The following is a 12,283-nucleotide window of genomic DNA, read 5'->3' on the forward strand; positions in this document are numbered from 1 at the left end:
TTGAGGAATCGGCCAACGGCAATTACTTCGCGAATGCCACCTTGGCTGCCGCCAAGGCCGGTTTGCCGTCACGGGTAGTCACGCCGGCGAGCCAGGCGTCGAGCAGTTCCGGATGGTCCTTCAACCAGGCTTTGGCCGCCTCTTCGGGCTTCTTGCCCCCGTTGAGCACGGCGTCCATGAGCTTGTTCTCCATGTCCAGGGTGAAGGTCAGGTTGGTCAGCAGCTTGCCGACGTTCGGACATTCCTGGGCGTAGCCCTTGCGCACGTTGGTGTAGATGGTCGCGCCGCCATAGTTGGGGCCGAACACGTCATCGCCACCTTCGAGGTACTTCATCTTGAAGCGGGTGTTCATCGGATGCGGTTCCCAGCCCAGGAACACGATCCACTGGTTGCGCCGGTCCGCGCGCCCGACCTGCGAGAGCATGCCGGCTTCGCTGGACTCCACCAGCTTGAACTTGCCCAGGCCGAACTGGTTCTTGTCGAGCATGCCCTGGACCAGGCGGTTGCCGTCGTTGCCCGGCTCGATGCCGTAGATCTTGTTGTCGAGCTTGTCGGCGAACTTGGCGATGTCGGCGAAGGACTTCAGGCCGCCGTCATAGGCCGCCTGGGTGACGGCCAGGGTGTACTTGGCGCCCTCGAGGTTGGCTTTCACCGTCTCCACCGAACCGTTGTCGGCGTAGGGCTTGATGTCGTTGGCCATGCTCGGCATCCAGTTGCCGAGGAAGACGTCCAGATCCTTGTTCGCCAGCGACTTGTAGGTCACCGGCACGGAAAGCATGGTCACCTTGGTCTTGTAGCCAAGGGACTCCAGCACCTGTCGGGTAGTAGCGGTGGTCACGGTGATGTCGGTCCAGCCGACGTCGGAGAAACGTACCGTGCCGCACGAGTCAGGTTCAGCGGCCTGAACCGCCAGCGGCGCGCAAATGGACACAGCCAGCAGCAAAGACTTGAAACCATTCATGAGCGTACTCCTCTGCGGGGTGGGGCGCCGGCGCTGCCCACGGTGGGGCGCGGCGGTCTGAATTATGGTTGGGGCCTGGGGTGGGCCCTTTTGTTGTCATTTCGTAAACGATCATGGAGCAGGAAAATTTCGTCGCATACCGGGTGGGTCGCATCCAGTGCAGGCGAAGTCGTATTCAGCACCAGCCATGTCGCATCCAGTGGAAAGGCCCGGTTCCAGCGACTTCCAGAGGCCCGGATCAATCCATGGCGGCGGTTTTCTGGCCCCCTGGCGCCGCGCCCGATGAGCCGGGAGCGACACCCTGCAACCAGCCATCGAGCACCTGCGGGTTGGCTTTCAACCAACTCTTGGCGGCCTGGCGGGGATTGCGTCGCTCGTTGAGCACCGCATCCATCAACTGGTTCTCCATCGCCAGGTCGAATTTCAGGTTCTTCAGCAGCCGCGCGACATTGGGGCACTCCTGAAGATAGCCTGCTCTGACGTTGGTGAAGACCGTCGCACCGCCATAGTTGGGACCGAAGTAGGAATCCCCTCCCTCCAGATAGTTCATTTGGATTCGGGTATTCATCGGGTGCGGTTCCCAGCCCAGGAACACGATGGGCTGCTTCAAGGCCCCGGCTCGCTTAACGTAGGCCAGCATGTCGGCCTCGCTGGATTCCACCAGTTTGAAGTCGCCCAGGCCGAAGGCCTTTTCCTTGATCATCTTCTGGATCAGCTGGTTGCCATCGTTGCCCGGCTCGATGCCGTAGATGCGCCCGCCCAGCTGCTCCCTGAATTTTGCGATATCGGCAAAAGTCTTCAGCCCGGCCTCGTACGCGTAACGCGGCACCGCCAGGGTGTACTTGGCGCCCTCGAGGTTGGCGCCCACGGTTTCCACCTGGCCCTTGTCGGCGAACGGCTTGATGTCGTTCGCCATGCTCGGCATCCAGTTGCCGAGGAACACGTCGATCTTCTTCTCCGCCATCGCCTTGTAGGTGTCCGGCACCGACAGCCGCACTACCTGCGTGCGGTAGCCCTGGTGGCTGAGCACCAGGCGGGTCACCGCGGTGGTCACGGTGATGTCGGTCCAGCCGACATCGGCGAAGCGCACCACGGCGCAGGATTTGGGTTCGGCGGCGCGAGCAGCGCCCGGTAGTACCACGGATAACGCCAACAGCGACGACACAAGACTCTTCATGAGGCCAGCCTCTGACTGCGGAGAAGGGGGGTGGATACGGGCGAACGCTGCCGTTCGTCGGTGGCGGATCATGGAACAGCGCGAGCGCCCGCGCCTATCGACCGGTCGTGGTTCGCGCGGCTCATGTCGTAATGGGACAAGCTTTCGTCGGCGCCGGAACACGCGCTCCCGAGCCCTGCACCGACGGGGCGCGCAAGCGGCGTTAATGGATACGGCCGCGTCGCCGATGGACGCAGCCGGTGCTGGACTTGGGTCGATCATGGCCGGGCATCGCGGGCACAGGGACGTGCCTCCTCATCCCTTCAAGAGATGCTCCTTCAAGGATGCGCAGCTCGCCCGGAGTCCGGCATGGCAATCAGTGTGTTCGACCTGTTCAAGATCGGTATCGGCCCTTCCAGTTCGCACACGGTCGGCCCCATGCGCGCCGCCGCGCTGTTCGTCGGCGCCCTGCGCGAGCGGCAGATGCTCGAACGCACCAGCCGCGTGGAAGTTCGCCTGTACGGCTCACTGTCCGCCACGGGCGTCGGCCACGGCACTGATCGCGCAGTGATCATGGGACTGATGGGCGAATGGCCGGACCGCATCGACCCGCGCCAGATCGAACCGCGCATGGCCGAGCTTCGAAAGAGCGGCGGATTGTTGCTGGCCGGCGAAAGAACAATCCCCTTCGACTGGATTCGCGACATGCGCCTGCTCGAAGAGAACCTGCCCTACCACCCCAACGCCATGCGCCTGACCGCCATCGAAGGCGACCACGTGCTGCACAGCGACACCTACTACTCCATCGGCGGCGGCTTCGTGGTCGACGAGGAACAGGCCGCCTCCGGCAGCCTCGACACCGACAGCACCGTGCTGCCCTACGACTTCGCCAGCGCCGCCGAACTGCTCATGCTCTGTGGCCGCCACAACCTGCGCGTGTCCGAGTTGATGATGGCCAACGAGCGCATGTGGCGCAGCGAAACCGACATCCGCGAAGGCCTCAAGGTCATCTGGCAGGCCATGCGCGACTGCGTGAACAACGGCCTGAGTCAGGAAGGCATCCTCCCCGGCGGCCTCAACGTGCAGCGCCGCGCCGCACGCCTGCACCGCAGCCTGCAGGACATCGGCAAGCCCAACGTCATCGGCTCGACGCTCTCGGCCATGGAATGGGTCAACCTCTTCGCCCTTGCGGTGAACGAGGAAAACGCCGCCGGCGGGCGCATGGTCACCGCGCCCACCAACGGCGCGGCCGGCATCATCCCCGCGGTGCTGCACTACTACATGCGCTTCAACCCGGACGCCAGCGACGACGACGTCACCCGCTACTTCCTGGCCGCCGCCGCTGTCGGCATCCTGTGCAAGAAGAACGCCTCCATCTCCGGCGCCGAAGTCGGCTGCCAGGGCGAAGTCGGCTCCGCCTGTGCCATGGCTGCCGCGGGCCTCGCCGAAGTGCTCGGCGCCTCTCCCGAACAAGTGGAGAACGCCGCCGAGATCGGCCTGGAACACAACCTCGGCCTGACCTGCGACCCGGTCGGCGGCCTCGTCCAGGTGCCCTGCATCGAACGCAACGCCATCGCCGCGGTGAAGGCCATCAACGCCGCGCAGATGGCCCTGCGTGGTGACGGCCAGCACTTCATCAGCCTCGACCAGGTGATCCGCACCATGCGCAACACCGGCGCCGACATGCACGACAAGTACAAGGAAACCTCGCGCGGCGGATTGGCCGTCAGCATCATCGAGTGCTGACCCCGAATCGACCACGCCCGGCCCGGCGCGCCCCCTGATGGCGCAAGCGGAACGCCCGTCCCGACAAGCAAAGGGCGTTACCGTTCCGGGCACAGCACCGCCGGTCGCGTGACCGGTGAGTGCTACCAAAAACCCCAGCCCAAGATCCATGCGTATTTGCGACCTTCGAGGCGTCGCAATCCGGGCCTGCAAAAGCGGCATTCCCATGCCGTTTTCTTTTTTAATTGAACAGCCATTCAACCTAGGCACGGCATTTGCCTTGCTATTGGTAGAAGCGAGCAATCAGAGGAACAGCCGGGGCCAACCCACGGCGCAGTTCCCAACAGAAGAACAAGCATAAGAAACGCCTCCCGTGAGGCGACTGTGACTAGCGTGAGGTGACTGAATGAACGCGTTCAACCCCGGAGTTCCGCCGCAAAACCGAGCTCCGCAGTCCATCGGCTTCCTGCTGCTGGACAACTTCACCCTGATCTCCCTGGCCTCGGCGGTGGAACCGCTGCGCATGGCCAACCAGCTGTCCGGACGCGAACTCTACCGCTGGCACACCCTGAGCCTCGACGGCCGCCAGGTCTGGGCCAGCGATGGCCTGCAGATCACCCCTGACGCGGCCTGCGACAGCGCCCCGCAGATGGACACGCTGATCGTGGTCGGCGGCGTCGGCATCCAGCGCAGCGTCACCCGCGAACACACCACCTTCCTCCAGGCCCAGGCACGCCTGGGGCGCAAGCTAGGCGCCGTGTGTACCGGCAGCTGGGCCCTGGCCCGCGCCGGCCTGCTCGACGGCTACGACTGCTCGGTGCACTGGGAATGCCTGGCCGCCATGCAGGAAGCCTTCCCTCGCGTGGCCATGAGCACCCGCCTGTTCTCCATCGACCGCAACCGCTTCACCTCCTCCGGCGGCACCGCGCCGATGGACATGATGCTGCACCTGATCGGCCGCGAGCACGGTCGCGAGCTGTCGGCGGCGATCTCCGAGATGTTCATCTACGAGCGCATCCGCAACGAGCAGGACCACCAGCGCGTGCCGCTCAAGCACATGCTCGGCACCAACCAGCCCAAGCTGCAGGAAATCGTCGCGCTGATGGAAGCCAACCTCGAGGAGCCCATCGACCTCGACGAACTCGCCGTCTACGTCAACGTCTCGCGCCGCCAGCTCGAGCGCCTGTTCCAGAAGTACCTGCACTGCTCACCGTCGCGCTACTACCTGAAGCTGCGCCTGATCCGCGCGCGCCAGCTGCTCAAGCAGACGTCGATGTCGATCATCGAAGTCGCCTCGGTCTGCGGCTTCGTCTCCACGCCGCACTTCTCCAAGTGCTACCGCGAATACTTCGGCATCCCGCCGCGCGACGAGCGCCAGGGCCAGCCGATCGGCCAACCGGTCATGGTCATGCCGATCCCGCAGGACCTCGCCCTCATGCCCAACTCCTCGGCCATCTCGGCGCTCAGCCAAGCCCAGGGCGAATCCACCTTTGCCAGCGTGCGGGTGCTCTGAGTCCAGGGAGCCGGGAAACGAAAAGGGAGGCCAATGGCCTCCCTTTTTCATTCCTGTGACGCATTGGTCCCCATCATTCAGATTCGTCTGAATCTCATACTGCGCTGAATCTCGCAGTCTCCGAAGGGTTCGCCAGCATCCTTCGGAACCTCGGGACACATGGACACCGCCCTCGAATACCTGGCCCAGCGAACGCGGGAGCTCTATCGCAAGGCCATCGAACAGGACCACGCGAGCCTGACCGGCATTCAGCTGCTGCGCCAACTCGAACGCCTGCGCCCGGAAATCTTCGACGTCAGCCGCCACCTCACCGACCTTTTCGGCGAGCACACCGGCGCGCTCGAACAGGCCAGGGCCGACAAGGCGGAAAAGCTCATCCTCGCCCTGCACCGCCGGCTGCTCGGTGGCTACTGGCACCTGCTGCGCACCCGCCGCGCCGAGCGCAAGACCGCCGCGCTGCTGATGCAACGCATGGTCCGCAGCCTGCAGGAAATCCACTTCAACTGCCTGCAGAACCACCACCCCGCCCCGCCAGGGCTGTGGAGCCTGCTGCACCAGGTGTACGGGCGTGCCCTGCGAATCGAAGTCCAGCACCTGCCCATCGACGACGGCGAAGCGTTCGAGCCGCGCAGCCAGACCATCGCCGCTGGCTATCTGCACTGCCTGCTCGTGGTTGGCTCCCGGCCGCAGGAGATACCAGTGCAATACCTGCCGGCACTGATCGAATCGACCCAGGTCTTCTCCTCCATCGTGCACATCCGACCGGAGCAGCCTGGCAGCCACTGGCGGCTCGAACGCGAGGTCGACCGCCCCTTCCGCGACCCCGACGCTGCCAGCCATGAGCACGGCCTCGCCCTGGAGCTCGACGAACTGCTGGACATGCTCAAGCGCTTCACCGCCGCGAGTGCGGGCGACGCAGCCTTTGACCTGAATGCCCACCTGCTCGCCTGCTGGAACCAGGCCAGTGCCGGTGCCGAGCCCTGGCACGTGTGCCGGGGCTTGCCGGCGCTGCTCGCGCACCTGGGCGTCGCTGACGATACCCGCCTCGATGCGCGCCACTTCGAGCGCCAGCAACAGGTGAGCGATGTCTGGGCCCAGCAACCTGGCGGCCGCGGCGGACTGGACGACGTGGTCGCGCACCCGCACGACATCGAATTCAGCCGCCCGGTGCTCAAGGCCAGCCTTCCACCTGTCTGGCCGCTGACGCAGCCGCGTAGCAGCGACCGGCACTTCACTGGCCACTGGGAGGGCTCGCCACCGCCCGCCGTCGGCGAGTTGCTTGGCATCCGTCAGTCTGCCAGCAGCTCCTGGCACCTGGCACAGGTGGAAAGCCTCCGCATGCTCGGCGGCGAACGCTACGAGTTGCGCGGCGCCTGGCTGTCCTCGCAGCCGCGCCCCTGCCGCCTCAGCCTGCGCAGCAAACTGCAGGAAAGCGCGCCACGCCACGGCCTGCTGTTGCCTGAAGGGAATGGCTTGCGCGTGCTGTGCCCGACACTGCCGCTGGATGGCGGGCGCAAGGTCACGGTGGAAGACCAGGGCCGACGCTACCTGGCCCTGCTGGGCGATCCGATTGGCGACACCTTCCCGCTGTCACCGCTGGAAGTGGCCGCCGACCAGCCCTGAAGGCAGGGCCGGCGCCAGCGGCGATCACAACGCCTTGGGTACCAGCGCCGGCAGCAGCTGGCGAGAGATGGCCTCGCGCACGGCCGGCAGCAGGGTGGCGTTGCCGGCGAGCATTTCCTCCACCAGGCGGCGCAGTGCCAGCGAGCGTTCCGGCGTCAGGCCGCGCACGGCGTATTCGCAGGCCTGCTCCGCGGTGACGTCCGGCGGCACGGCGAAGCCCAGCGCTTGCAGGCGTTCGCGGAAATCGTCCTGGTCGATCAGGTCGGCGTGCATCATCGCGGGTCTCCTTGGGAGCGGCAGGGTCTGCCTCGATTCTGGTAAGCCCGGCGGGGCGCGGCAAGCACCTGTCCGACGGAATGTCCGCGGCGGGCAAGCACAGGTCGTTTTCGGCTAACCGGGGCGGCGACACGGCGCGCAGACTGGCTGCATACCCCGCTGGCCGGCACCGGCATTGCTGGCGGGGCCTCGCACACTGAGAGCCTGTTTCGGCTCGATTTGTCCCCTGCCGCGCGTCGGGCGCCGCAGGGGATTTTTTTGCGCTCAGCGCAGGTGGCGGCGCAAGGCCCCCAGCAAGGCGGTGCGCAGCTGCACCACTTCCGCAACATCGTGGGCGCGCAGGCAACCGTGTACCAGTCCCGCCCCGGCGAAGTACTCCACTTCCACGCCATCGGCCCGCAGGCGATCACGGTAGAGCGCGCCGTCGTCGCGCAGCGGGTCGAACTCGGCGACGGCGATGAAGGCCGGCGGCAGGCCGCGCAGGTCTTCGGCCAGCAACGGCAGTGCAAGGGGATCGCGGCGATCGGAAGGCCGCGACAGGTAGGCGTTCAAACAGTTATCCACATCCTCGCTGGTCAGCAGGGGCGCGTCGGCGCATTGCGTACGCGAGGGTGTCGGCTGGTCGCCGAGTGCGGGGTAGATCAGCGCCTGGGCACCCGGTAGCGGCTCACCCGCGTCGCGCAGGGCGAGGCAGAGTGCGGCGCTCAGGTTGCCGCCAGCGCTGTCGCCGGCCACCACCAGACGCGAGCTGTCCACCGGCTCGCCCAGCCTGCCGGAGCGCAGGCGACGCCAGACCGCCAGGCAATCCTGGAGAGCGGCAGGATAGGGATGCTCCGGTGCCAGTCGGTAGCTGACGGCAACCACCAGCGCCTGTAGCTGTACGGCCAATTCCGCACAGATGACGTCATGGCTGCCGGCATTGCCGAGCGTCCAGCCGCCACCGTGCAGATAGAGCACCGTGGGCCAGCCGCTTGGCGGCGGCAGCGAAGCGGGCCGGTACAGGCGGATTTCCGGCAGGCCCTCCAGCAGCACCTCGCTGATGCACAGCCCCGGCGGGCGTGGCGGGCAGAAAGCTTCTGCCATGCGCTCATAGCCTTCGCGCTGGGCGACGAGCGAGGGCTCATCGACGGCCATCGACTGCGTGCGCACGATGAACGCCTGCATGGCAGCGGACAGCGGATAGCGCCGCGTCACGGAGCACTCATCCCGGCAGGCCGATGACGCGGCCGACGTAGTCCGGACGCGGCAGCGGGCGGTGCGCTTCGGCCAGCGCCAGCACGCGCTCCAGCACCACGCCTTCGAAGGGCGCCGAGCGTGCACCGCCGTCGAGGTTCACGTGCAGCAGCATCTGTTCACTGGCAGCCAGGGCGAGGTCTTCACCCGCACGGTGCAGGCTGTGGAAAACGTGCAGGCGCTTGCGGTCGTGGGCGATCATCTGGGTGCGCACTTCGACCTGCTCGCCCTCCTTCACCTCGTGCAGATAGTTGAGGTGCACTTCGAGGGTGAACAGGGAATCGTTGGTGGCGGCGCGATGCTCCGCGTCGAGGCCCAGGTGGTCCATCAGGGCGTCGGTGGCGTAGCTGAACAGCAGCAGGTAGAACGCGTCGCGCAGGTGGCCGTTGTAGTCGGTCCACTCAGCGAGGATGGGGGTTTCCCAGGTTTTCAGGGCGTGCATTTTCGGCTCTCTATTTAGGTCCCCTCTCCCCATCCCTCTAACTAGGCGTCCCCCCCTGAAGAGAGAGGAAGCCGTTCCGAGTGGGCGGTGATCAGAGAGGTTAGTCGGCGAAGGCGAAGCCGTGTTTGGACTTGGTGTCCTTGATGGCGCCGAGCACCGCCAGCAGGCAGTCGTCGCGGTAGCGTTCCAGCTCGGCGATGCTGCGCGAGCCTTGCTGTTCGCTGGTGCCCTCCACCACGCGGTCGATCAGGGTGTCGGTCAGCTCCGGAGCGGGCAGGTAGGTCCAGGGCAGTTGCAGCGCCGGGCCGAACTGGGCCATGAAGTGGCGCATCCCGGCGTTGCCGCCAGCCAGGGTGTAGGTGAGGAAGGTGCCCATGAACGACCAGCGCAAGCCGGCGCCGAAGCGGATTGCGTCGTCGATCTCGCCGGTGCTGGCCACGCCATCGTTGACCAGGTGCAACGCCTCGCGCCAGAGGGCTTCGAGCAGGCGGTCGGCGATGAAGCCGGGGACTTCCTTGCGCACATGCAGCGGCCGCATGCCGAGGGATTCGTAGACCTTGATCGCGGCCTGGACGGCCTCGGGTGCGGTCTTCGCACCGCCCACCACTTCCACCAGCGGCAGCAGGTACACCGGGTTGAACGGGTGGCCGACCACGCAGCGTTCGGGGTGCGTGGCGTCGGCGTAGAACTCGCTGGGCAGCAGGCCCGAGGTGCTGGAGCCGATCAGGGCGTTGGGCTTGGCGGCAGCGCTGATCTTGGCGTGCAGCTCGCATTTCAGGTCGAGGCGTTCGGGGGCACTTTCCTGGATGAAGTCGGCGTCGCGCACGCATTCCTCGATGGTGGCGACAAAGCGCAGGCGGTCCTGCGAGGCGCCGGGGGCAAGGCCGGCCTTTTCCAGCGCCGGCCAGGCATTGGCGATGCGCGCACGCAGGGCGGCTTCGGCGCCAGGGGCCGGGTCCCACGCGATGACGTCGAGGCCGTGGGCCAGGGCGCGGGCGACCCAGCCGCTGCCGATGACGCCGCTGCCGAGGGCGGCGAAGGTTTTGATGTCGGTGATGAAGGGCATGAAGACACTCCTATGATTTCGGTAGGCCTGTAGGAGCGAGGGAGACGCCCTCGTTATTGCTCGCGAACAAAGTCCGCAGCGGGGCTGGTTCGCGAGCAAGCTCGCTCCTACAGAGTCAGTTCAAGGTCGGTGCCAGGCGATCAGTTGTGTAGGGCGCACAACGCGCAGCGTTATCCGCCGTTTTGGTGCGGCGGCGGATAACCCATTCCGGGTTATTCGCCCTACGGTGTTGGGGCTCGTAAATCAGCGCGGCTTGAGGTTCATCTTCCTGCGCCCCTCGGCCGGAGTCAGGGCGCGGCCGCCCAGGCGCTCGATGATCTCGATGGCACGCTCGACCAGTTGGCCGTTCGTGGCGTGCACGCCGCGGTCGAGCCAGATGTTGTCTTCCAGGCCGACCCGCACGTTGCCGCCCAGCAGCATGGCCTGGGCGACCATCGGCATCTGCGAGCGGCCGATGCCGAAGCCGGCCCAGGTCAGGCCATCGGGGATGTTGTCGGCCATGGCCTTCATGGTGGTCGTGTCGGCCGGGGCGCCCCACGGGATGCCGAGGCAGATCTGGATCAGCGGGTCTTCCAGCAGGCCTTCCTTGAGCATCTGCCTGGCGAACCAGAGGTGGCCGGTGTCGAAGATTTCCAGCTCGGCCTTCACGCCCAGTTCGGTGATGCGCTTGGCGCCGGCACGCAGTTGGGCCGGGGTGGAGACGTAGATGAAGTCGCCATCGCCGAAGTTCAGGGTGCCGCAGTCCAGGGTGCAGATTTCCGGCAACAGTTCCTCGACATGCTTCAGGCGCTCCAGCGGGCCGACCAGGTCGGTGCCGGCGCCGAACTCCAGCGGCTGTTCGCCCTGGCCGATCTGCAGGTCGCCGCCCATGCCGGCGGTGAGGTTGATGATGACGTCGGTGTCGCTTTCGCGGATGCGCTCGACCACTTCGCGGTAGAGCTTCACGTCGCGGCTGGGCTTGCCGGTCTGCGGGTCGCGGACGTGGCAGTGGGCGACGGTGGCGCCGGCCTTGGCAGCCTCGATGGCGGCGGCGGCGATTTCCTTCGGGGTGACGGGAATGGCCGGGTGCTTGCCGACGGTGTCGCCGGCGCCGGTCACCGCGCAGGTGACAATGACTTCGTAGTTCACGGTGGCTGTCCTTCTTGAGGTCGAACGAACCCACTGCGCGCCAGGCGACGCGCAGGGAGTTGCTGGTAGAGGGTTATTTGAGCGAGGCCTGTACGGCGGCGAGGCCGTCCTTGCCATCGAAGGTGGTCACGCCGTCGAGCCAGGCCTTGAGCGGCTCGGGGTTCTGCTTCAGCCAGGCCTTGGCGGCATCCACCGGCTGGCTGCGGTCGAGGATCGGCACCATCACCTGGCTCACCTGCTGGCTGCTGAACTTGAGGTTGTGCAGCAGCTTGGCGACGTTGCCGCACTGCGCCTGATAGCCGCCGGCGGTCATGATCGAGACGGTGGCGGAGCCTTCGTTCGGGCCGAATACGTCGTCACTGCCGGTGAGGTATTTCATGTCGATCTGCAGGTTCATCGGGTGCGGCTTCCAGCCGAAGAACACCACCCACTGCTTGCGCTTGATGGCGCGCTTGACCGCGGTGAGCATGCCAGCCTCGCTGGATTCGACGATCTGGAAGCCCTTCAGGCCGAACTTGTCGTCGGCGATCATCTTCGCGGTGATGCGGTTGGAGCCGCTGCCGGGCTCGATCAGGTAGATCTTGTTGCCCAGCTTGTCCTTGAACTTGGCGATGTCGGCGAAGGTCTTCAGACCGCCGTCGTAGACGTAGGTCGGCACGGCGTAGGTGGACTGCGCATCGGGCAGTGTCGGCGGGGTGATCACGTCGAGTTGCTGCTTGTCGAGGTAGGGCTTGGCCACCGGCTGCATGGTCGGCTGCCAGTAACCGAGGAAGACATCGAGCTGCTTGTCGGCCATGCCGGCCAGGATGATCTGCTGCGAGGCGCTGGTCTGCTTGACCTTGTAGCCCAGGCCGTCGAGCACGGCTTCGGCCACGGCGCTGCTGGCCACCACGTCGGTCCAGTTCACCGTGCCCATGCGTACGTTCTGGCACTGGGCGGGCTCGGCGGCCCAGGTGGTGCTGGCGGCGAGCATGAGCGCGGCACAGCCGAACGCTCGGATCGATAGCTTCATGACTTCTCCCTCAAGGCCTTTGCGGCGTTGGTTATCGTTGTTGTACGTCATGCGGCCCTCACGGGGGCTGGAGAACAAATTACGCAGGCGCCGCCCCGGTGAGTCGCACAGTGGCGACCAGCTCTTGCACAGCAGCGACCTCCCCGAT

At 66.0% G+C, this 12,283-nt stretch carries 11 protein-coding genes; 3 read left to right on the forward strand and 8 right to left on the reverse strand.

What is annotated here, in order from left to right; all coding sequences use genetic code 11:
- Nucleotides 1–22 precede the first annotated feature (22 nt).
- Together RS899_RS26545 and RS899_RS26550 are read right to left on the reverse strand one after the other, a co-directional pair.
- The gene (locus RS899_RS26545) at nt 23–961 is read right to left on the reverse strand and encodes a choline ABC transporter substrate-binding protein (protein ID WP_054907626.1); all 939 of its coding nucleotides are present in this window, start codon (nt 959–961) and stop codon (nt 23–25) included.
- 238 nt (nt 962–1,199) lie between these two features.
- Entirely contained in the window at nt 1,200–2,138 is a 939-nt protein-coding gene (locus tag RS899_RS26550) for a choline ABC transporter substrate-binding protein (protein WP_315808433.1), read from the reverse strand.
- A 348-nt stretch (nt 2,139–2,486) separates the two neighbouring features.
- Here RS899_RS26550 and RS899_RS26555 point away from each other — a divergent pair, with 348 nt between their 5' ends.
- From RS899_RS26555 to RS899_RS26565, 3 genes are all read left to right on the forward strand, one after another.
- Nucleotides 2,487–3,863, forward strand: a complete 1,377-nt coding sequence (locus tag RS899_RS26555) for an L-serine ammonia-lyase (RefSeq protein WP_054907624.1) — start codon at nt 2,487–2,489, stop codon at nt 3,861–3,863.
- A gap of 385 nt (nt 3,864–4,248) precedes the next feature.
- Nucleotides 4,249–5,355 (forward strand): GlxA family transcriptional regulator, encoded by a 1,107-nt coding sequence (locus tag RS899_RS26560; protein ID WP_024766695.1) that lies wholly within the window; start codon nt 4,249–4,251, stop codon nt 5,353–5,355.
- Between the two features lie 159 nt (nt 5,356–5,514).
- Nucleotides 5,515–6,978 carry a hypothetical protein gene (locus RS899_RS26565; RefSeq protein WP_315808434.1) on the forward strand — a complete coding sequence of 488 codons (1,464 nt, stop codon included), beginning with the start codon at nt 5,515–5,517 and terminating at the stop codon, nt 6,976–6,978.
- A 24-nt stretch (nt 6,979–7,002) separates the two neighbouring features.
- On the opposite strand, the gene RS899_RS26570 is transcribed toward RS899_RS26565, so the two are convergent.
- The 6 genes from RS899_RS26570 to RS899_RS26595 form a co-directional block, all read right to left on the reverse strand.
- The gene (locus tag RS899_RS26570; RefSeq protein WP_024766693.1) at nt 7,003–7,254 is read right to left on the reverse strand and encodes a hypothetical protein; all 252 of its coding nucleotides are present in this window, start codon (nt 7,252–7,254) and stop codon (nt 7,003–7,005) included.
- Nucleotides 7,255–7,518: 264 nt separating this feature from the next.
- Entirely contained in the window at nt 7,519–8,448 is a 930-nt protein-coding gene (locus tag RS899_RS26575) for an alpha/beta hydrolase (RefSeq protein ID WP_233296830.1), read from the reverse strand.
- 7 nt (nt 8,449–8,455) lie between these two features.
- Nucleotides 8,456–8,929 carry a thioesterase family protein gene (locus RS899_RS26580; RefSeq protein WP_233296831.1) on the reverse strand — a complete coding sequence of 158 codons (474 nt, stop codon included), beginning with the start codon at nt 8,927–8,929 and terminating at the stop codon, nt 8,456–8,458.
- Nucleotides 8,930–9,029: 100 nt separating this feature from the next.
- Nucleotides 9,030–9,995: an L-carnitine dehydrogenase gene (locus RS899_RS26585; RefSeq protein WP_315808435.1), complete on the reverse strand. Its 966-nt coding sequence runs from the start codon at nt 9,993–9,995 to the stop codon at nt 9,030–9,032.
- Nucleotides 9,996–10,238: 243 nt separating this feature from the next.
- Nucleotides 10,239–11,123: a 3-keto-5-aminohexanoate cleavage protein gene (locus tag RS899_RS26590; RefSeq protein WP_054907620.1), complete on the reverse strand. Its 885-nt coding sequence runs from the start codon at nt 11,121–11,123 to the stop codon at nt 10,239–10,241.
- Between the two features lie 73 nt (nt 11,124–11,196).
- Complete coding sequence (locus tag RS899_RS26595) at nt 11,197–12,135, reverse strand: choline ABC transporter substrate-binding protein (protein WP_169935355.1); 939 nt, start codon at nt 12,133–12,135, stop codon at nt 11,197–11,199.
- Nucleotides 12,136–12,283 lie beyond the last annotated feature (148 nt).

The organism is Pseudomonas sp. C9-3, assembly GCF_032392015.1.
GTDB lineage: Bacteria > Pseudomonadota > Gammaproteobacteria > Pseudomonadales > Pseudomonadaceae > Pseudomonas > Pseudomonas nitroreducens.

Excerpts from the sequence above, each read along its gene's own strand:
- RS899_RS26545 (WP_054907626.1), bottom strand. The coding sequence starts at position 961 with ATGAATGGTTTCAAGTCTTTGCTGCTGGCTGTGTCCATTTGCGCGCCG.
- RS899_RS26550 (WP_315808433.1), bottom strand. The coding sequence starts at position 2,138 with ATGAAGAGTCTTGTGTCGTCGCTGTTGGCGTTATCCGTGGTACTACCG.
- RS899_RS26555 (WP_054907624.1), top strand. The coding sequence starts at position 2,487 with ATGGCAATCAGTGTGTTCGACCTGTTCAAGATCGGTATCGGCCCTTCC.
- RS899_RS26560 (WP_024766695.1), top strand. The coding sequence starts at position 4,249 with ATGAACGCGTTCAACCCCGGAGTTCCGCCGCAAAACCGAGCTCCGCAG.
- RS899_RS26565 (WP_315808434.1), top strand. The coding sequence starts at position 5,515 with ATGGACACCGCCCTCGAATACCTGGCCCAGCGAACGCGGGAGCTCTAT.
- RS899_RS26570 (WP_024766693.1), bottom strand. The coding sequence starts at position 7,254 with ATGATGCACGCCGACCTGATCGACCAGGACGATTTCCGCGAACGCCTG.
- RS899_RS26580 (WP_233296831.1), bottom strand. The coding sequence starts at position 8,929 with ATGCACGCCCTGAAAACCTGGGAAACCCCCATCCTCGCTGAGTGGACC.
- RS899_RS26585 (WP_315808435.1), bottom strand. The coding sequence starts at position 9,995 with ATGCCCTTCATCACCGACATCAAAACCTTCGCCGCCCTCGGCAGCGGC.
- RS899_RS26595 (WP_169935355.1), bottom strand. The coding sequence starts at position 12,135 with ATGAAGCTATCGATCCGAGCGTTCGGCTGTGCCGCGCTCATGCTCGCC.